The organism is Brevundimonas sp. 2YAF1 (assembly GCF_052114745.1).
Lineage (GTDB): Bacteria > Pseudomonadota > Alphaproteobacteria > Caulobacterales > Caulobacteraceae > Brevundimonas.
Map to the genome: position 1 here is coordinate 116,671 of NZ_JBFRFI010000001.1, position 19,155 is coordinate 135,825.

The following is a 19,155-nucleotide window of genomic DNA, read 5'->3' on the forward strand; positions in this document are numbered from 1 at the left end:
TTTGAGGTCTCCAAGCAAGAAGCGGGCCGGAACGTTTCGCGATCAGCCCTGCATTTGCGGCGCGGCCCCGCAGGTGTTGCAGACCCAGCCGCCGCCGCGATTCTGCAGGGTGAAGTCGCCGCATTCGGGACAAGCGACGGCTTCGGTCGGCGTCGTGGGACGCGGGGCCTCGGCCTTGCGGCCGAAGGGGACGACGACGAGGTTGTCGGGCGCCGCGCCGCGCGCGAAGCCCTTGGAAATGAACCGAGCCGCCGGCACCGGCTCGGCGTCGTTCGTGGTGACGGCCCCCAGACCATCGGGGTTTCCCTCAGGCTCGGCATTGGCCAGTTCTTGTCGCTCCAGATAGGAGACGCCCAGTTCGCGGAAGATGTAGTCGAGGATCGAGGTCGCCGAGCGGATCGAGTCATTGCCGGTCACGCGCCCGGCGGGCTCGAACCGGGTGAAGACGAAGGCGTCGACGAACTCGTCCAGCGGCACGCCGTATTGCAGGCCGATCGAGATGGCGATGGCGAAGTTGTTCATCAGGCTGCGGAAGGCGGCGCCTTCCTTGTGCATGTCGATGAAGATCTCGCCCAGTTCGCCGTCTTCGTATTCGCCGGTGTGGATATAGACCTTGTGGCCGCCGACAGCCGCCTTCTGGATATAGCCCTTGCGCCGGTCAGGCAGTTTGCGGCGGGTTCGGTCGCGCTCGATGACCTTCTCGACGACGCGCTCGACGGGCTTGGCTTCCGGCTCGGCGCGGCGCTGGATCGGTGCGTCGGATTCGATCAGGTCGAGGCGGAAATCGGCAGGCGGCGAGGCGCGGCGCAGGACGACGGCGCGGCGGCCGTCTCTCGCGGCCTGACCCAGGGCGCGGGCGGCCTGCAGCGCGCCGGCGCGCCAGCCGATCAGGTCGGGCGTGGCGTCGGGGGCGTCGCTGAACGGCTCGATGGCGCGGCGAAGTCCCGCCTCGAACACCGCAGGATCGCAGGACAACAGGGCGCGCAGGGCCTCGGGCGCGGCCTCCCAGCCGGACAGGTTGGGGTGGCCGAAGGCGGCGGCGCGGGCGGCTTCGATGGCGGCGGCGTCGAATCCGAGTCGGGGCAGCAGGTCGTCGCCGCCCTCGACCGAGAGACCCAAGACGTCGCCGACGAAGCCGGCGTCCAGCACGGGCGGCGCGAAGACCGCAGACAACCGATCCGTTTGCGCCAGCGCGTCTTCGACGGCCTCAAGTTCCACATCGGTGAAGCCCAGTTCGCGCAGGGCTGAATGGTTCACGCCCGGCGCGCCCATCAGCGTGCGGCGACCGAACAGGCGGCGCTCGGCGTCTTCCACGTCCCCGCCGGCGCGGGCGATGGCGCGGGCCAGGGCGGGGCGCAGGCGGCGTTCGGTCTCGCCGTCGTCGGTCTGGAACAGGTCGGTGGGGGCGAAGGGAGAGGCGCCGAGGCGCAGGTCGATCTCGGCGTCGGCCACGAACAGGCTGATCGCCGCATGGCGACGGCCGTGGCGCGTCAGGGCCGACGCGTCCTGACCACGCTGGAGAGCGATGTCGACAGCCTCGTCCTTGGCCGTGTCCCATTCGGCGCAGGGGCCGAGGCGGGCGGCGATTTCGCTGGAGGCCGCGCCGGCGGCCGCTGAGACGCGCGCGCCGACCGAGGCGGCGAGGGTGGTTGCGTCCTCGGCCTTGGTCGCGACGGCCCAGTCGGCCAGACCGGACAGGCCGAGTGCGATGGGCCGGGCGGCTTCGCGTCGGCGGGCGGAGGCGGCGTCGGCGCAGAAGCCGATGGCGGTCTCGATCTCCAGCGCGAGGACCCAGAGGCGGACCAGATCGTCCAGCGCTTCGTCGAAGGTGTCGCCCGTCAAGGCCGCCAGCACGGGTAGGTGCAGGGCGGCGCGCGCCTCCAACTGGGCGTCGGCGAGGGCTTCGCCGTCGCGCGGCGTGAAGGTCAGGGCCAGATCGCCTTCCAGCGCCGCCTCGCCCACGGCCCGGGCTTCGGGCCCGCCCGAGGCGATGCTGTCGCGCGGGGCCAGCACCGGCTTCACGGCCCGGACAGGAAGGCCTGGCAGGGCGATGGCGGGGCTTTCGCCCTCGGCGGCGCGGATGATGTCGGCGTCAGTCGCGCCGCAGCGTCGGGCGGTCAGGGCGGCGCGGGCCAGGGCCGGGTTGCGGCCGGGATCGGCGCAGGCCTCGCGCGGGCCCTCGCAGCGGTCCACGGCGTCGGCGACGGCCTGCAGGGCGTCGGACAGGGCCTCGGCCGCGCGTCCCGCCAACCGTTCACCGCGTCGGGCGGCGGTCAGGTCGGCTAGACGTCGCGTCGCGCCGGGCTCGTTCAGCGAAATGAAGGCGGCGGCGCTGGGCGTCTGCTCGCTCGTCGAGGCCGGTCGGATCCCGTCACGCAGCACCGCGCTGGGTGCGGCGGCGCCCAGCAACAGGGCGGCTGACAGTTCTTCGGCGAAGGCGGCGGCGTCGGCGGCGATAGTGAACAGGCCCCGCACGCGGCCCCAGGCGGCGAGACGATGCGCCCAGCGGTCGGCGGCGCCCTCCAGCCAGGTTTCGTGATCTTCGCTCAGGCCGGCGGCGCCGTCTGGCAGGTCGGTAGGCAGGGCTTCGGCCCAGTCCAGCCAGGCCTCGACACGGGCGTCGGACCAGTCGGCGGGCGCCAGCGTTGGCGCCATGACGCCGGGGCGTTCGATCAGGCGGGGCTCCAGCGTCACGGTCGCGGCGAGGAGGGCAAATCGGGGCTTGATGCGCATCAGACGTCTCCGCGCGTGTCCTGATCGCGACATTAACGACGCCCTGTGAGGCGTTTCAATAAATCTTGGGTCTCGAGTGCGGGTTACCCCCAAGATGTTGATGTTCGGCCGTCACGCTAGGCGCTGGACGCGGGCGGCTGCGGTTTCTATGATCGCTTTGCGCCGCCGGACCTCCCTGGGCGGTGGAATTCAAGTGAGTTCGACGACGTGCTGAACAAGATTTTCGCATGGTGGAACGGCGCCACGATCGGCACCCTGTTCACCGTGGCCCGCCGCGGCCAACTGGTCGGCACGGACGAGTTCGGCAACCGCTATTACCAGTCGCGCGACAATGTCAGCTATGACGGGCGCAAGCGCCGCTGGGTCATCTATGACGGCTATGCCGAGGCGTCCAAGGTCCCGCCGGAATGGCAGGGCTGGATGCGCTACACCTATGATGAGGCGCCCAGCGAGAAGCCGCTGCCGCGTCGGTCGTGGGAAAAGGATCACCTGCCGAACATGACGGGCACGCCGATGGCGTGGCGCCCGCAGGGTTCGCTGGCCAACGAAGGCAAGCGCCCCGCCGCTACTGGCGACTACCAGGCCTGGAGCCCGGAATGAAACGACGCGTCCTGCTGATCGGCGTGGCCGTGGCGGGACTGGCGGTCGCGGGCGTAGGCATGGCCGGCGCCCTGATGGACCTGCCGCAGGATGCGGTGCCGGCCAAGGACCCGGTCGGCGACGTGCTGCGCGACGCCAACCGCGCGGCGAATCAGGCTGCGCCGTCGACATCGACGTCGTCCGCCGTTCAGCCTGCGCCGACCCCGACGGCCCCCGCCGGCGTTCTGGCTCCGGATTCGGGCGTGCCCGTCATCGTGCCCGGGACCGAAGTCGCCGCCGTTCAGGAGGAGGCGCCGCCCGAGGCTGCAACTGAAGCGCCCAGGCCCGAAGCGGCGCCCGAGGCCGCGCCCGGTCGTCGCCAGCGCCGCCCGGTCGCCATCATCCAGGCCATCGACAAGGTCACGGCCGAAACGATGCGGTTCGAGGTCGAGGTCGGAGGTCGTCCGGTCCGCTTCAACAAGACCCTGATCTTCAGCGCTCGCGCCTGCGAGGTCTCGGCGCCGGACGAGCAGACCGAGGACGCCATCGCCTATCTGGAAGTCGGGGTTCAGCCGCGCGGCATCGCCGTGCCGACCGAGGCGCGCCAGATCTTCAAGGGCTGGATGTTTGCGTCGTCGCCGGCCGTCAGCGGCCTGCAACACCCGATCTACGACGCCTGGGTGGTTGGCTGTAAGGCATAGGTCACGGCCTCCGCGCCCGTTAGGGGCACGGTCAGGGCCAACTTGTCGGGCGTCAGGCGCAGGGCGGGCTTGAGCAGCCGCAAGTAAGCCGCCTGTGGCGTCTCCACCGCCCCGAACTGGCTGAGGTGCTCGGTCAGGAACTGGGCGTCCAGCAGACTCCAGCCGCCCCGCCGCAGGCGCGCCACCAGATGCACCAGGGCGACCTTGGACGCATCGCGCGCCCGGCTGAACATGCTCTCGCCGAAGAAGGCGCCGCCCAGGGTCACGCCGTAGAGGCCGCCGACCAGAACCTCGTCCTGCCAGCACTCGATGCTGTGGGCGTGGCCGCGCGCGTGGAGCTCTAGATAGAGGCGGCGGATCGGATCATTGATCCAGGTGTCCTCGCGCCCCGGCGTGGAGGCCGCGCAGGCGTCCAGCACGGCGGCGAAGGCCGTGTCGACCCGCACCTGGAACGGCTCGCGCCGGACGGTGCGGCGCAGGCGCGTGGGGATGTGGAAACGATCCAGCGGTACGACGCCCCGCTGGTCGGGCTCGACCAGGAAGACGCGCGGATCGTCGCGCGCCTCAGCCATGGGAAAGACGCCCCGAGCGTAGCAGGCCAGAAGTTCTTCAGGCCCGAAGGCGCTGGAGGGGCTGCTGGCGCTGAACTCGGGGTCTTCCAAGACGCCTTAGGCCTGAGCCTTCTGACGGGCGGCCCATTTTTCCAGCCAGTGGATGTCGTAGTCGCCCGACAAGATGTCCGGCTCCTGCAGCAGCTTCTGGAACAGGGGAATGGTGGTGTCGATGCCGCCGATGACGACTTCGCCCAGGCTGCGCTTGAGGCGGGCCAGGGCCTCCTCGCGGTCGCGGCCGTGGACGATCAGCTTGCCGATCAGGCTGTCGTAATAGGGTGGGATCGAATAGCCGGCGTAGATGGCGCTATCCAGACGCACGCCCAGGCCGCCCGGGGCGTGGAAGTCCGTGATCGTGCCCGGCGACGGGGTGAAGGTCTCGGCGTTCTCGGCGTTGATCCGCACTTCAATGGCGTGGCCGTCGAAGTGGATGTCCTCCTGGGTGAAGGACAGGGGCAGGCCGGCGGCGATGCGGATCTGTTCGCGGACCAGATCGACGCCCGTGATCATTTCCGTGACCGGGTGTTCGACCTGCAGGCGGGTGTTCATCTCGATGAAGAAGAACTCGCCGTCCTCCCACAGGAATTCGATCGTGCCGACGCCCAGATAGCCGATGGCGGCGATGGCCTTGTTGACCGTCTCGCCGATAGCCTTGCGGCCTTCTGCCGACAGGGCGGGCGAGGGGGCCTCTTCCAGCACCTTCTGGTGGCGGCGTTGCAGCGAGCAGTCGCGTTCGCCCAGGTGGACGACGTTGCCGTGGCTGTCGGCGATGACCTGGATCTCGATGTGGCGCGGCTTCTGGAGGTAGCGTTCCATATAGACGGCGCCGTTGCCGAAGGCGGCCTTGGCTTCGGTTTGGGCCGTCTGCACGGCCTCGACCAGATCATCGGCGGTCAGGGCGACCTTCATGCCGCGACCGCCGCCGCCGGCGGCGGCCTTGACGATAAGGGGGAAGCCGATGGCCTTGGACGCCTCGATGGCGGCCTCGATGGTCTCGACTTCGCCGGCCGAGCCGGGAACGCAGGGGATGCCGGCGTCCAGAACGGTCTGCTTGGCGCTGATCTTGTCGCCCATGACCCGGATGTGCTCGGGCTTGGGACCGATGAAGGTCATGCCGTGGGCTTCAACGATCTCGGCGAAGCGGGCGTTCTCGGACAGGAAGCCATAGCCCGGGTGGATCGCCTGGGCGCCGGTGATTTCGGCGGCCGCGATGATCGACGGGATGTTCAGATAGGACTTGGCCGCCGGCGCGGGGCCGATGCAGACGCTTTCGTCCGCCAGCCGCACCCACATGGCGCCGCGGTCGGCTTCGGAGTGTACGGCGACGGTGGAGATCCCCATCTCCTTGCACGCGCGGTGGATACGCAGAGCGATTTCGCCCCGGTTGGCGATCAGGACCTTGGTGAACATGACGGGTCTCAGGCTTCCAGCATGACCAGAGCTTCGCCGTATTCGACGGGCTGGGCGTCGCCGACCAGGATTTCCGACACGACGCCGTCGCGCGGGGCCTGGATCGGGTTCATGGTCTTCATGGCTTCGACGATCAGCAGGGTCTGGCCCTTCTTGACCTTGTCGCCCGGCTTGACGAAGGCCGGAGCCTCCGGCGAGGCCTGCAGATAGGCGGTGCCGACCATCGGCGACTTCACCTCTTCGCCCTTGCGGGAAAGGATGGTGGCCGGGTCCGACGGCATGGAGGCCGGGGCGGCGGCAGCGGCGGGCGCAGCGTGGGCGGCCGGGGCGGCGGCATAATGCATCGGTGCGGCGGCGGTCATGGTGATCTCGCGGGCGACACGGATACGCAGTTCGCCGCGCTCGACCTCGATCTCGGTCAGGTCGGTTTCGTTGAGGATGTCGGCCAGGCTGCGGATCAGGCCGGCGTCGATGCCTTCGTTCTTGTGTTTGTCGTCAGACATGGCGGTGCTCTCTTCAGGTCTTGGGCGAACGGGCCCCGGCGTCTGCGCGTTCCCGCGCAAGCCGAAGGGCGGCCTTGACGGCCAGTTCGTAGCTGTGGGGGCCGAAGCCCGAAATTACGCCGGTCGCAACCAGCGAAACATAGGAATGACGCCGGAAATCCTCGCGCGCGGCGGGGTTCGACAGGTGACATTCGACGACGGGCACGCTGAGCGTCTTCAACGCGTCCAGCAGGGCGACCGAGGTATGGGTGAAGGCGGCGGGATTGATCACCAGGGCGCAGGCCTCATTGCGCGCCTCGTGGATCCAGTCGACCAACTGGCCTTCGTGGTTCGATTGGCGGAAGACCACGCGCACGTCGCCAGCGGCGGCCTCGCACAACGCCTGGACGTCGGCCAGGGTCTCGTAGCCATAGATGTCCGGCTCTCTAACCCCGAGGAGGTTGAGATTGGGACCGTTCAGGACGTAGAGGACAGGGGCTTCGGGCATTCGCTCGGAAAACTGGCGCTCACGACCGCGCGGATTCGGTCGGGCGTTGTAGCTCAGGTAAGGCGCGACGCAAAGCGCGTCGATGAAGAGGTTGACCTAACGTCATGCGTATCGAAGTCAACGGCGAGGTTCGGGATACTGTCGCCACCACGATTCTGGGTCTGGTTCAGGAGCTGTCGCTGGACCCGAAGAAGGTGGCGGTCGAGCGCAACCTGGAGATCGTGCCGCGTTCGCTGCACGGCGAAACGGCGCTGGCTGAGGGCGACAGGATCGAGCTGGTGCAGTTCGTCGGGGGCGGCTGACACTACTCTTCCGTCATCCTCGGCCTTGTGCCGAGGATCCAGAAACGCGCTCGTCGCCGGATGAAGCGCTTTGTTCCGATTTTCGAGCCTTGAGTCTCTGGATCCTCGGCACAAGGCCGAGGATGACGCGTAGGGGAAGACGGCGCGCCGTTAGCGAAGCGTGTCGGACAGCATCAAATCCCATGACGACGCTTTCCCCCCGAGCCGCACGGCGCTAGGTCAGGATCATGACCGATACCGCCCCCCGCACCGACAGCTGGACCGTCGCCGGCCGCACCTTCAACTCGCGCCTGATCGTGGGCACCGGCAAGTACCGGGACTACGCCCAGAACGCCGCCGCCGCCGAGGCCTCGGGCGCCGAGATGGTCACCGTGGCCGTGCGCCGGGTGAATCTGACCGATCCCAGCCAGCCGGTTCTGACCGACTTCCTCGATCCCAAGCGCTATACCTATCTGCCGAACACGGCGGGCTGCTTCACGGGCGAGGACGCGGTGCGGACCCTGCGTCTGGCGCGCGAGGCCGGCGGTTGGACCCTGGTCAAGCTGGAGGTCCTGGCGGATGCGCGCACCCTCTACCCCGACATGGAAGAGACCCTGCGGTCGCTCAAGCTGCTGACCGCCGAGGGTTTTGAAGTCATGGTCTATTGCACCGACGATCCGGTCTATGCGCGCAAGCTGGAGGACGCGGGCGCCGTGGCCATCATGCCGCTGGGCGCGCCGATCGGCTCGGGCTTGGGGGTGCAGAACCCCATCAACATCCGCCTGATCGTCGAGCAGTCCAAGGTGCCGGTCCTGGTCGACGCGGGCGTCGGCACGGCCTCGGACGCTGCTGTGGCGATGGAACTGGGTTGCGACGGCGTGCTGATGAACACCGCCATCGCCGAGGCGCGCGACCCGATCCTGATGGCCAGCGCCATGAAGCACGCGGTGATCGCCGGGCGTGAAGCCTATCTGGCCGGACGGATGAAGAAGCGGCTTTATGCCGATCCGTCGTCGCCGCTGGCGGGCCTGATCTAGAAACCGCGACGACAGGCCGCGACTCTGGGGCGGCTTGCCGGGCCGTCGTCGGCGCCGCACTCTCCGGCCTGCTCTGGGGAGAGGGGGTCCATGCGTTTCGGATTGATGGCCTGCACGGCTTTGGCGGCGTGCATGATCGGGCCGATGGCGGTGGCCGACGCGACGGCGGACCGGGCCGTGCGCGACCTGCTGGATCAGCCGCAGGTCTGCGGTCCCGGCGGCTCGGCCATCGAGGCCATCCCCACCAGCGACATCGTCATGGTCGAGGGTTTCGGCAAGGGTGGCTTCAGGGTCGATACCGTCAACCCCGAGGCCCAGGCCTGGTTCGACCACGGCGTGCGGCTGCGCTGGGCGTTCGAGCACACCGAATCGGTGCGGGCCTTCCGCAAGGCGCGGGCGCTGGACCCGACCTGCGGGATGTGCGCCTGGGGCGAGGCCTGGGCCATCGGCCCCAATCTGAACGGCGGCGGTCAGGACAAGGCCTCGATCGAGGCGGCCCGTCGCGCCGCCCGCGACGCCCGCCGTCTGGCCCGCGACGCCACGCCGGTGCAGCGGCAGATGATCGACGCCCTGATCCAGCGCTATTCCGGCTCGGAAAAGAGCCGCGCCGACCGCTTCGCCGTTCGCATGGACAGGATCGCGCGCCAGAACCCCGACGACGGGGCCATCGCCAACATCACCGCCGACGCCTGGCTGCTGGCCGCCCACGAATGGTGGGACAACGACGGCAAGGCCGCCGATCCGGGCATCCCCCGCGCCATGGGCCTGCTGGAGCAGGCGCTGGCCAGGAATCCGAACGATCCGGGCGCGATCCACCTCTATATCCACCTGACCGAGTGGTCGGACGACCCGCACAAGGCTATTCCCTACGGCGAGAAGCTGGCGCTGCTGGCCCCGGCGGCCAGCCATCTGGTGCATATGCCGTCGCATACCTATTACCGCGTCGGCCGTTATCGCGACGCCATGATGGCCAACGTCAACGCGGTGGCGCTGGACCGCCGCTATGACACCCTGGCCAAACCGCCGGGCGGCGTGCCGGCGATGCGGCTGCACGGCCACAACATTCACTTCGGCATGGGCGGCGCTCTGATGGCCGGGGGCGGCAAGGAGGGGCTGAAGCTCGCCGACTGGTTCCTGACCACCTATCCCAACGTCGGCGTTCAGGATTTCCGGCGTCAGATCATGGGCAACAACGCCTACGCCATCTACGGCCGCTTCGGCTCGTCCGAGCAGGTCGCGGCGCTGAAGGAGCCGCCGGAGACCCATCCGCTGCTACGCATCAGCTGGCGCTATGCCCGGGGCGAGGCCGCAGCTAGAGCGGGCGACGCCGCCGCCGTTCGGGCCGAGGCCGAGGCGATCAAGACGGTGCGCGAGGCGACGACCTTCGCCGGGCCGATGGCCGAGCAGCGGGCAGTCTTCGCCGAACTGTCCCAGCGCATTCTGGAAGGCCGCGCGGCCATGATCGAGGGCAATGCCACGGCCGCCGTGGCCGCCTTCACCCGCGCCGCCCAGATTCAGGCCATGGACGACGAGGGCGGCGATCCGCCGGTCATCTGGTACCCGACGCGCCGCAGTCTGGCGGCGGCCCTGCTGGCCAGCGGCGACGCAGCCGGGGCCAAGGCCAAGATCGAGGACCTGCTCAGCGACTGGCCCAGCGATCCCTACAGCTACTTCGTGCTGGCCGAAGCCGAGCGGAAACTGGGCAACACCGAAGCCGTGACTAATGCGACCCGACGCGCGAACGTCGAGTGGATCGGCGGCGAGCGGAGCCTAGCGGCAGCTTAGCGCTTCGCGGCTTCGATCAGCTTGGCGACTTCGCCCGGCTCGATGCTGGGGCTGGCCTTGCCGTTGATGAAGAAGGTCGGCGTGCCTTGCAGGCCCAGGGTCGCGGCCGTGGTGTGGATGTCCGTGACGTGGCGCGTCATCTCGGGCGAGGCGATGGCCGCCTGGGCCTTGGTCATGTCGACGCCGTGCTCGGCCAGGATACGGTCGATGGCGGCGCGGTCCAGCGCGCGCTCGTTCATCAGGGCATCATAGACGGCCAGATACTTGCCCTGCTGATGCGCGGCCAGGGCGGCGCGGGCGGCGTATTGCGACGTGACGTCGTCGCCCCGGTCCAGGATCGGCCAGTCCTTGAAGACAAAGCGGACCTCAGGGTGGGCGGCCATCAGGGCGCGGTAGTCGTGGGCCACGGCCTTGCAGCCCGGGCAGCGGAAGTCGAAGAACTCGATCACCGTCACCTTGGCGTCGGCGGGACCGAAGCTGGGATCGCGCGCGTCGGGGGCCAGCAGGGCCGGATTGGTGGCGGCGACGGCGTTGATCGCCTGGACGCGGGATTGCTCCTCATGCGTCTGGCGCGCGGCCAGCACCTCGTCCAGCACCTGGGGGTTCTGGATCAGATAGGCCCGGACCCGTCCGCCGAAGTCGCCGCCGGTCAGATAGGGGGCGACCGACACGCCCAGAGCCACGACCGAGACAGCCAGAGCCGCACCGCCCAGCGCCTTACCAGTCAGCCACGAAGGCGCAACCTTGCGCGGGGCGGGCGAGGGCGGGGTGGCGTCGGGGCGGGCGTTGTCGGTCATGAAGGTCTCAGTATCGGGAAGTTGGGCGGCGTCAGCCGTTGGGCAGGATGACGCCTCGGCTGTTGCGCTGCTCGTTGCGGCGCACGGCGTCGTCGATGTCTTTCTGCGAGGCGCCGGACGCGAAGACGATGTCCGTGGCGCGGCGCCATTCGATGGAATTGCGGTCCAGCATGTCCCGGGCGCGCATGGCGAACTGGGCGGCCTGTTCAGTGCGGCCCAGGGCGAACCAGTATTCGGCCGATGCCAGGCGGGCGTCGCCCTCCTTGCTCTGGCTAGCGTAGGCCTGGGACAGCAGACGCCAGGCCAGGGTGTTGTCCTTTTCCAGAACGATGGCGCGCTTCAACTGGTCGATCGCGGCGTCCAGATTGGCGGCGTCGTTGGTTTCGATCAGGGCGTGGGCCAGGTTGATGCGCAGCAGGGGCGCGTCGGGCTTCAGTTCGACCGCCTTTTGGTGAGCGCCGATGGCTTCGGCCGGGCGGCCTTCCTCGAACAGGATCTGGCCCTTCAATTCCCAGAAGTAGGGATTGGCCGGTTGTTCGCTCAGCAGGACGTCGACCGCCGACAGCGACTTCTCCGTCTGGCCGTCGCGATACCAGGCGATGGCCCGGGCGTATCGGGCGGGCAGGGAGGTGTCAGACGACGGATAGTCGCGCAGGGTCGCGTTCGGCGCGTCCATGAAGGCATGGATCTTGGCCAGGACCAGCGCGTGCTGGGCCATACGCTCGGGGCTGTCCTGGTGATTGTAGTGGGGCGCGGCCTCGACCGGACGACGCAGGGCCTCGATGCGTTGCGAGGACAGAGGGTGGCTGCGGAAATAGGGGTAGCGGCGCTGATCCGAGAAGATTTCCTGCGCGCGGAAGTTCTCGAAGAAATCGACCATGCCCTTGCCGGATTCACCGGCGCGTTCCAGCGCGCGGGCGCCGGTGATGTCGGCCTCGCCTTCCTGGCTCTGCATGTAGCGCAGGGCGCCCAGCGTGCCGAAATACTGGCTGGAGGCCAGAAGCGCGGCGCCCGCGTCCGGCGCGCCGGCGATCGCGGCCAGGGCGCCCAGCGCCATGGTCATGATCATAGGCTGCATGCCGGCGTTCTGGGCGCCGTCGCGCAGGGTGTGGCGGCTCTTGATATGGCCGGCCTCGTGGGCGATCACGCCCAGAAGCTGGTTGGGGGTCTTGGTCTGCAGGATCAGGCCGGTGTTCAGCCCCATGATCCGCCCGCGCGTGGCGAAGGCGTTCAAATCCTGATCATTGACCAGCAGCACCTCGATCTCGGACGGCTCCAGCCCCATGGCCGTGAAGACCGGGTCGGACCAGTCGTGGATGATGCCCTCGACCTCGGTGTCGCGAATCAGACTCTGCGCCGAGGCTGATCCAGCCGCCGCCAGCACCGCCACGATGGCCGTGGCGGAGACGAGGATGCGGGATGCGACACGGGGAAGCCTGGTCATGGCGTGCTCCAGAGCGACAGTCTTCCCCGTGTCTTCAAGCCTAATCGTGTCCGATCAACGGCGCCACCAGCCGCGCTTCGGCTTGGCGGGCGGTGCGCCGATCTGGTTCGGGTCTTCGGCGATGATGGCGGCCACGTCGACTTCGGGAGTCGGCGCAGGCGTCGGCTCGGGGACGACGACCGGCTCAGGTGCGGACTCCGGCGCCGGAGCGGGTTCAGGCTCGGGAGCCGTAGCCTGTTCGATGGCGGCCTCGATCTTGGCGGCGACCACGGGTTCCACGTCCAGCTGGGCGGGGATCATGGCAGGTTCTGCTTCTACTTCAGCTTCAGCCTCGGCCGGAGCTTCGATCACTGCTTCGGCGGCGATGTCAGCGCCGACCTTGCGGCGCACGCGGCGACGCTTGGGCGCCTCGACGGCTTCGGCCACCGCTGCAGGGACGTCTTCGACGGCGTCATCCGCAGGGATGATCGTGGCCATGGGCGTGTCCGGCGAGCCGACGGGGGGCAGGCCCTCGTTGACGGCGCGAGCCTCGACCTTGGCCTCGTGGGTCAGGCTGTCCTGGCCGCGATCACGACCCCGGCCGCGACCCCGACGACGGCGCGAGCGGCCGCCTTCGCGTTCAGAACGTTCGCCCTCATGGCGTTCGCCTTCAGGACGTTCGCCGACGATTTCCTCGACGTCACGGGCTTCCGAGGCATCGACCGGGGCGCGTTCGTTGCGCGGGGCGGGGTTGATCGGGTCGAACCAGACGTAAGGGTCGTCCAGCGACGGCGTGCGGCCGCGCACCCAGGTGAAGGCGTCGCGTTCGCCGTCTTCGCGCATGCGGCGACCACCACGACGGCCGCGACGACGGCGACGGCCGGCCTCGCTGTCATCGTCCTCGTCGTCAGCGGCGACGGCGACGATGTCGGTCGAAGCAGCTTCGGTTTCGGCGCCTTCCTCGTGACGACCGCCACGACGGCGGCGACGGCGGCCACGGCCGCGGCCTTCGCCGTCTTGAGCTTCGGCACGCTCGCGCGGCTCGTCGTCGTCGTTGTCTTCGCGGTCGAGATCGGCGTCGTCCTCGTCGTCGCCGCTGATGATTTCCTCGTCTTCGTCCTCATCCTCGTGGTCGAAGGCGCTGTCGTCGAAGCCGTCGTCCAGTTCCGCCGCCGAGATGTGGGTGACGGTGGGGACGAAGTCTTCGTTGGTGTCGGTGCGCTCGATGGCGTGCTCGCCCTGGGCCAGGGTATCGTCGATCAGAATGACGACGTTCAGGCCGCGCTGTTCCAGCAGGCGCTGCAGATAGCCGCGCTTGTGGTTCAGGATGTAGAGGGCGACGGCGGTCGAGACGCGCAGGTTGACCGAACCGGCGCCGTTGCGGCCCGCTTCGATGTCCACGGCGCGCAGGGTCACCAGAGCCGCCGATTCCGCCGAGCGGATACGACCGGCGCCCTGGCAGTGCGGGCAGACCTCGGTGGCGCCTTCGATCACGCCCAGGCGACGACGCTGGCGGCTGATTTCCATCAGGCCGAATCCCGAGATGCGGCCCATTTGGATGCGGGCGCGATCCTTGGCCAGCGCGTCCTTCAGCACCTTCTCTACGGCGCGGTTGTTCTTGCCTTCATCCATGTCGATGAAGTCGATGACGATCAGGCCGGCGAGGTCACGCAGACGCAACTGGCGGGCGGCTTCGACGGCCGCTTCCAGATTGGTCTTGGTGGCGGTGGCCTCGACATTGCGTTCCTTGGTGGAACGGCCCGAGTTCACGTCGATGGCGACCAGGGCTTCGGTCTGGTTGATGACCAGATAGCCGCCTGACTTCAGCGGCACGACCGGCTGGTGAATCTGCGTCAGCAGTTCCTCGATGCCGTGGGCGGCGAACAGGGGCTTGGAGCCCTGATACAGGTGAATCTTCTTCGCCTGCGACGGCATCAGCACGCGCATGAAGTCGCGGGCTTCCTTGAAGCCCTCGAGACCCTCGACCTGAATGCCGTCGAAATCCTTGTCGTACATGTCGCGCACGGCGCGGCGGACCAGGTTTTCTTCCTCATAGATCACGGCTGGCGCGTTCGAGCGCAGGGTGGTCTCGCGGATCGTCTCCCACAGGCGCAGCAGGTATTCGTAGTCGCGCTTGATCTCGGCCTTGGTGCGCTTGGCGCCGGCCGTGCGGATGATCAGGCCCATGCCCTTGGGCACCTTCAGCGCCGAGGCGGCGGCTTTCAGGCGACGACGGTCCGAGGTGTTGGTGATCTTGCGCGAAATGCCGCCGCCCTTGCCGGTGTTCGGCATCAGGACGCAGTAGCGGCCGGCCAGAGACAGCCAGGTGGTCAGAGCCGCGCCCTTGGCGCCGCGCTCGTCCTTGACAACCTGCACCAGCAGGATCTGGCGGCGCTTGATGACGTCCTGGATCTTGTAGCGACGCATCAGGCGACGCTTCAGGCGCTCCTCGTCGGCCAGGCCGCCTTCGGATTCGCCGTCGTCGCTGTCACGGCCCAGGTCGTCGTGATCGTCATCGTCCGAGTGCGCCTCGGCCATGATGGCTTCACGGTCGGCGACCGGGATCTGATAATAGTCCGGGTGGATTTCGTTGAAGGCCAGGAAGCCGTGACGATTGCCGCCGTACTCGATGAAAGCCGCCTGAAGGCTAGGCTCTACGCGGGTGACCTTGGCGAGATAGATGTTGCCGCGAAGCTGACGGCGGGCCGTGGATTCGAAATCGAATTCCTCAACCTGACGTCCGTCCACGATTGCGACGCGCGTTTCTTCCGCGTGCGCCGCATCGATCAGCATGGTTTTTGACATGGGTGGTCTCTCTCTGGCGCGCCAGGCCGGGCCCTGCGGATACATCCGCGGACAAGGGGGCGGCTCGCCGAATGGAAATGGGGGCCAGGGCGCGCGTCATCCCCTCGCGGAATGCGAGAGCGGCAAAGGTCTGCCGGTCGGGAGCGCAGGCGGGTCGGCCCATGAGGTCTGTCGGTCCTGGATCCGAACGCGCCGTTCAAGGCCGCGTCCCGGACCCGTTCGTCGGATCGGCGGCCAGGCCGGGCGATCCTCGGAATAGGTGAAAGTCAGCGCCGCGAGGAGACCGCGCCCGCCCTGCGGAGAATGTGCAGAGGGCGCGATCGTTCGCTAGCGGATCACACCATAGGCCTAACTTATGGAAAATAAAAGAACCGCCGCCGTTACGTGACTTAACGAAATCCTTAGCACGTTAGGTCACCCTGTCGGCTGAACCAGAAGGGTGAAGTCCGTCCATGTATGGTCGGTGGCGTGACAATCTGGCCCGTTGGGGCGTGCGCGAATGGGCGATGACAGGCTTGGCCCTGGTCGTCATTTGCGGCGTCGTGCTGACGGCTGGGCGCGGTCTGGCGTTCGTCGCCGATGATCAGATCTCCGCCATCCGCTTCGGCGGGGACGCCGAGCGCACGCGGGTCGTGCTGGATCTGGGAAAAACCACACGCGGTCAGGTCATAGAGGATGGATCGGCCGGGCGCGTGATCGTCGCCCTGTCGGATGTCGCGCCTGGACGCGGACTGGACGGAAGCGGCTCGGGCCTGGTGCGCGGCTACGACGTCAGCGCCTCGGGCGGCTCGTCGCGCGTGCGGCTGGACCTGGCGCGGGGCGCCGAGATCGAGCGCCGCTTCCTGCTTCCGCCCGGCGACGGGGTGCAGCACTATCGTTATGTCATTGATCTGAAGGCGACGGGCGCGGCGGCTGCTGCTCCGTTGGCTCCGCCGCGTCGCGAACAGGCGCGTAAGGAAAAGCCGCTGATCGTCATCGACGCCGGGCACGGCGGTCGCGATCCGGGCGCACAGGGCCAGCACGTGCAGGAAAAGGCCGTCACCCTGGCCGCCGCGCAAGAGCTGAAGGCCGCGCTGGAGCGTACGGGCCGCTATCGCGTGCGTCTGACGCGCGACAGCGACGTCTATGTTATCCACGGCCGGCGGGTGCAGGTCGCCCGCGACGCCGGGGCCGATCTGTTCATCTCGCTGCACGCCGACGCCGGGACTGATCCGGCGCTGCGCGGGGCCAGCGTCTATACACTGTCGGAGCAGGGCGCGGGCCGCGCGGTGCGCGAGTTCACGCGCGGCGAGGACTGGCAGCGTGAATTGCGCCTTCCGGGCCGCGACCCCTCGGTCGACCGTATCCTGTTGGACATGACCCAGCGCGCCACCCAGAACCGCTCGGCACAGTTCGCGCGCGTTCTGCTGACTCATCTGGAAGGTGCGGACCACCCGCTGCTGCGCCGCAGCCACCGCGACGCCGGTCTGGCCGTGCTGCTGGCGCCCGACGTTCCGGCTATCCTGTTCGAGATGGGCTTTATCACCAATCCCGAGGACGAGCAGGTCCTGACCGACGAACGCGCGCGTCGTCGCCTGATGCGCTCGGTCGCCGAGGGCATCGACCGCTATTTCCGCGAACCCTCGACGCCGGTGATGGTGGCCGGCGAGGTCGCCGGCGGCGCCTGACCTATTCCTCCAGCGCCAGTTTGGCGCGGTGGAAGATTTCTTCGAACATCTGCGGCGTCAGACGGCCTGTGTTCGTGTTCAGCCGCGAGCAGTGATAGCTGTTGATGATCGTATAGTTCCCGACCTTGCCCTCGACGCCGTGTCCGGCGGGGATGGCCGTGCCGGGATAGCCGAGCGTGCGCAGGATGTTGCGCCGCGACACGTCGCCCAGGGTCACGATCACCTTCAGCCGGGGCAGGGCGGCCAGACGGTCGATCAGGAAGGGGCGACAGGTGTTTTCCTCCGCTGGGGTCGGCTTGTTCTGCGGCGGGGCGCAGCGCACGGCGTTGGTGATCATGCAGTCGACCAGTTCCAGCCCGTCGTCGGGATTGGCCTGGAACTCGCCCTTGGCGAAACCCGTCTTCCTCAAGGTTTCGAACAGCAGCCAGCCGGCGTGGTCGCCGGTGAAGGGGCGGCCTGTGCGGTTCGCGCCAGTGCGGCCCGGCGCCAGGCCCGCCACCAGCAGCCGCGCGTTGGGATCGCCGAAGGAGGGGGCGGGGCCGTTCCACCAGTCGGGGTTTTGACGGATGTTCTCTTGCCGATAGGCGACTAGGCGCGGGCACAGGGGGCAGTCGCGCGGCGGCTCGGGGTTCAGGGGGCGGCTCATGGGCGGTCGTCTCGTTCAAAAGTGCGCATCGTGGCCTGGGGCCCTGCGTTCTTGGGCTTGCTGAACTGGATCATCACGTCCGCCAGATCAATGAAGGCGTCGGCCTGACGGCGCAGTTCGTCGGCGATCTGGGGCGGCTGGGTCCTGGTGGTCGAGACCACGGTGACGCGCACGCCCCTGGCCTGAACCGCCTGCACCACCCGGCGGAAATCGCCGTCGCCCGAGAACAGGATCATGTGATCCAGATGCGGCGCCAATTCCAGCATGTCGACCGCGATCTCGATATCCATATTGCCCTTGATGCGCGAATGGCCGTGGGCGTCGGTGAAGCGTTTGACCGGCTTGGTGACGACCGTGAAGCCGTTGTAGTCGAGCCAGTCGACCAGCGGGCGGATGGGCGAGAACTCTTCGCCCTCGACCACCGCCGTGTAATAATAGGCGCGCACCAGTTGGCCCTTCTGGCCGAACCAGTCGGACAGCTTTTTGAAGTCGAGATCGACGTTGAGTGCGCGAGCCGCCGAATAGAGGTTGGCGCCGTCGATGAACAAGGCAATGCGGTCGCCCGAGTGGCCGGTCATGAATATGAGTCCGAGGAAATGGTCGAGAATATGAGCGTCCCGACCGAAATCCCCGAAGGCGACCTCGATCTGGAAGGGGCAGTCATCGTCGCGCTGGGCTGCAATGACAAGGGCGTCTGGGCGTCCTGCGCAGAGTCGCTGGAGGCGGCGTTGGCGCGTTTCAGGGCAGAGGGCATCGATGTTTTGGCGCGTTCGTCGTGGTGGTCGTCGCAAGCCTGGCCCGATCCGACCGATCCGCCCTTTTTGAACGGAGTCGTGATCGTTCGGACGGAGCATGACCCGCAGGCGCTGATGGGGAAGCTGGCCCGGATCGAGGACGTCTTCGGCCGGAGGCGCAGTGTCCGCAACGCGCCCCGCACCCTGGATCTGGATTTGATCGCCTATGGGCGGGTAAGCGGCGATCTCGACGGGCTTATCCTGCCGCATCCGCGCGCGGCCGAGCGGCTGTTCGTCATGGGGCCGCTGGCCGAGATCGCGCCGGAGTGGCGTCATCCAACGGCTGATGTTGCAGCGCAGCTATTGACGGCGATGTGCACTGTCGGGGTCGACGCTAGGCCGCAACGGCGTCTATAGGGGGCTTTGCGCCGCATTCCGGCCTTCGCGGCGTTGCACAATCACGCCTAACCCTATATTTTGTGCGGTTCTCCCTGCCGCCAGAGGAATTTCATGGCCCGCGTCACTGTCGAAGACTGCATCGAGAAGGTGCCGAACCGCTTTGGTCTGGTTCTGCTGGCCGGCCACCGCGCCCGCAACATCGCCAACGGCGCCGCGCTGACCATCGACCGCGACAACGACAAGAATCCCGTTGTGGCCCTGCGCGAACTGGCCGACGAAACCGTCGTGCCGGACGAACTGCGCGAGAACATCATCACCACGCTGCAACGCGTCGATGAGCGCACCGAAGCCGAGGACGAAGCCGAAGTCGTGGCGCTGCTGGCTGAGCCGCAGCACATGAACATGGCCGAGGCCGAACTGATCCGCGCGCTGCAAAGCGACCGGGACGGCGGCCAGGAGGAACGCTACTGACGGCTGAGCCTGTCAACGGCGTAACCATCCTTCCGGCGCGGTCCCCCGCGGACACGTCGCCGGACCTAGCTGCGAATCAGCAAGAC

The 19,155-nt window shown here is 68.1% G+C and carries 18 protein-coding genes; 8 read left to right on the top strand and 10 right to left on the bottom strand.

Annotated elements, in window-relative coordinates; translation table 11 throughout:
• Positions 1–42: 42 nt before the first annotated feature.
• Entirely contained in the window at positions 43–2,733 is a 2,691-nt protein-coding gene (locus tag AB4Y68_RS00530) for a TSCPD domain-containing protein (RefSeq protein ID WP_441453100.1), read from the bottom strand.
• Positions 2,734–2,940: 207 nt separating this feature from the next.
• On the opposite strand from AB4Y68_RS00530, the gene AB4Y68_RS00535 reads away from it, so the two are divergent.
• Together AB4Y68_RS00535 and AB4Y68_RS00540 are read left to right on the top strand one after the other, a co-directional pair.
• Positions 2,941–3,333 (top strand): NADH:ubiquinone oxidoreductase subunit NDUFA12, encoded by a 393-nt coding sequence (locus AB4Y68_RS00535; RefSeq protein ID WP_441453102.1) that lies wholly within the window; start codon positions 2,941–2,943, stop codon positions 3,331–3,333.
• Positions 3,330–4,013, top strand: a complete 684-nt coding sequence (locus AB4Y68_RS00540; RefSeq protein ID WP_441453103.1) for a DUF2155 domain-containing protein — start codon at positions 3,330–3,332, stop codon at positions 4,011–4,013. Before AB4Y68_RS00535 ends, AB4Y68_RS00540 begins: the two co-directional genes overlap by 4 nt.
• Here the strand turns inward: AB4Y68_RS00540 and aat are convergent.
• Genes aat through aroQ form a run of 4 tightly spaced genes read right to left on the bottom strand, consistent with a single transcriptional unit; the run spans position 3,980 to position 7,024 of the window.
• Entirely contained in the window at positions 3,980–4,675 is a 696-nt protein-coding gene (gene aat / locus AB4Y68_RS00545) for a leucyl/phenylalanyl-tRNA--protein transferase (RefSeq protein ID WP_441453105.1), read from the bottom strand. The two genes, AB4Y68_RS00540 and aat, sit on opposite strands and share 34 nt — an antisense overlap.
• A 6-nt stretch (positions 4,676–4,681) precedes the next feature.
• Complete coding sequence (gene accC / locus AB4Y68_RS00550; protein WP_441453107.1) at positions 4,682–6,034, bottom strand: acetyl-CoA carboxylase biotin carboxylase subunit; 1,353 nt, start codon at positions 6,032–6,034, stop codon at positions 4,682–4,684.
• Positions 6,035–6,042: 8 nt separating this feature from the next.
• The gene (accB, locus tag AB4Y68_RS00555; RefSeq protein ID WP_441453109.1) at positions 6,043–6,537 is read right to left on the bottom strand and encodes an acetyl-CoA carboxylase biotin carboxyl carrier protein; all 495 of its coding nucleotides are present in this window, start codon (positions 6,535–6,537) and stop codon (positions 6,043–6,045) included.
• A 13-nt stretch (positions 6,538–6,550) separates the two neighbouring features.
• The gene (gene aroQ / locus AB4Y68_RS00560) at positions 6,551–7,024 is read right to left on the bottom strand and encodes a type II 3-dehydroquinate dehydratase (protein WP_441453111.1); all 474 of its coding nucleotides are present in this window, start codon (positions 7,022–7,024) and stop codon (positions 6,551–6,553) included.
• Positions 7,025–7,128: 104 nt separating this feature from the next.
• Between aroQ and thiS the strand changes: the two genes are divergently transcribed.
• From thiS to AB4Y68_RS00575, 3 genes are all read left to right on the top strand, one after another.
• Positions 7,129–7,326, top strand: coding sequence for a sulfur carrier protein ThiS (gene thiS, locus AB4Y68_RS00565; RefSeq protein ID WP_441453113.1), 198 nt, complete (start codon positions 7,129–7,131; stop codon positions 7,324–7,326).
• A 227-nt stretch (positions 7,327–7,553) separates the two neighbouring features.
• The gene (locus AB4Y68_RS00570) at positions 7,554–8,342 is read left to right on the top strand and encodes a thiazole synthase (RefSeq protein WP_441453115.1); all 789 of its coding nucleotides are present in this window, start codon (positions 7,554–7,556) and stop codon (positions 8,340–8,342) included.
• 90 nt (positions 8,343–8,432) lie between these two features.
• Positions 8,433–10,127 (top strand): tetratricopeptide repeat protein, encoded by a 1,695-nt coding sequence (locus AB4Y68_RS00575; protein WP_441453117.1) that lies wholly within the window; start codon positions 8,433–8,435, stop codon positions 10,125–10,127.
• Here the strand turns inward: AB4Y68_RS00575 and AB4Y68_RS00580 are convergent.
• The 3 genes from AB4Y68_RS00580 to AB4Y68_RS00590 are packed head-to-tail and all read right to left on the bottom strand — an operon-like array spanning position 10,124 to position 15,152.
• The gene (locus AB4Y68_RS00580) at positions 10,124–10,924 is read right to left on the bottom strand and encodes a thioredoxin domain-containing protein (protein WP_441453119.1); all 801 of its coding nucleotides are present in this window, start codon (positions 10,922–10,924) and stop codon (positions 10,124–10,126) included. The two genes, AB4Y68_RS00575 and AB4Y68_RS00580, sit on opposite strands and share 4 nt — an antisense overlap.
• A 31-nt stretch (positions 10,925–10,955) precedes the next feature.
• Positions 10,956–12,368: a M48 family metalloprotease gene (locus AB4Y68_RS00585; RefSeq protein ID WP_441453120.1), complete on the bottom strand. Its 1,413-nt coding sequence runs from the start codon at positions 12,366–12,368 to the stop codon at positions 10,956–10,958.
• A gap of 54 nt (positions 12,369–12,422) precedes the next feature.
• On the bottom strand, positions 12,423–15,152 hold the full coding sequence (locus tag AB4Y68_RS00590) for an Rne/Rng family ribonuclease (protein WP_441453122.1): 2,730 nt from the start codon (positions 15,150–15,152) through the stop codon (positions 12,423–12,425).
• A gap of 452 nt (positions 15,153–15,604) precedes the next feature.
• Here AB4Y68_RS00590 and AB4Y68_RS00595 point away from each other — a divergent pair, with 452 nt between their 5' ends.
• Positions 15,605–16,819: an N-acetylmuramoyl-L-alanine amidase family protein gene (locus AB4Y68_RS00595; protein WP_441453123.1), complete on the top strand. Its 1,215-nt coding sequence runs from the start codon at positions 15,605–15,607 to the stop codon at positions 16,817–16,819.
• 1 nt (position 16,820) lies between these two features.
• Here AB4Y68_RS00595 and AB4Y68_RS00600 read toward each other — a convergent pair whose 3' ends face one another.
• Positions 16,821–17,465, bottom strand: coding sequence for a uracil-DNA glycosylase (locus tag AB4Y68_RS00600; protein ID WP_441453125.1), 645 nt, complete (start codon positions 17,463–17,465; stop codon positions 16,821–16,823).
• Complete coding sequence (locus tag AB4Y68_RS00605; RefSeq protein ID WP_441453127.1) at positions 17,462–18,043, bottom strand: LabA-like NYN domain-containing protein; 582 nt, start codon at positions 18,041–18,043, stop codon at positions 17,462–17,464. The genes AB4Y68_RS00600 and AB4Y68_RS00605 overlap by 4 nt, the downstream gene beginning before the upstream one ends.
• Before the next feature lie 18 nt (positions 18,044–18,061).
• On the opposite strand from AB4Y68_RS00605, the gene folK reads away from it, so the two are divergent.
• Both folK and rpoZ read left to right on the top strand, forming a co-directional pair.
• Positions 18,062–18,616: a 2-amino-4-hydroxy-6-hydroxymethyldihydropteridine diphosphokinase gene (folK, locus tag AB4Y68_RS00610; protein ID WP_441453129.1), complete on the top strand. Its 555-nt coding sequence runs from the start codon at positions 18,062–18,064 to the stop codon at positions 18,614–18,616.
• Positions 18,617–18,709: 93 nt separating this feature from the next.
• On the top strand, positions 18,710–19,069 hold the full coding sequence (gene rpoZ, locus AB4Y68_RS00615; RefSeq protein ID WP_441453131.1) for a DNA-directed RNA polymerase subunit omega: 360 nt from the start codon (positions 18,710–18,712) through the stop codon (positions 19,067–19,069).
• Positions 19,070–19,155 lie beyond the last annotated feature (86 nt).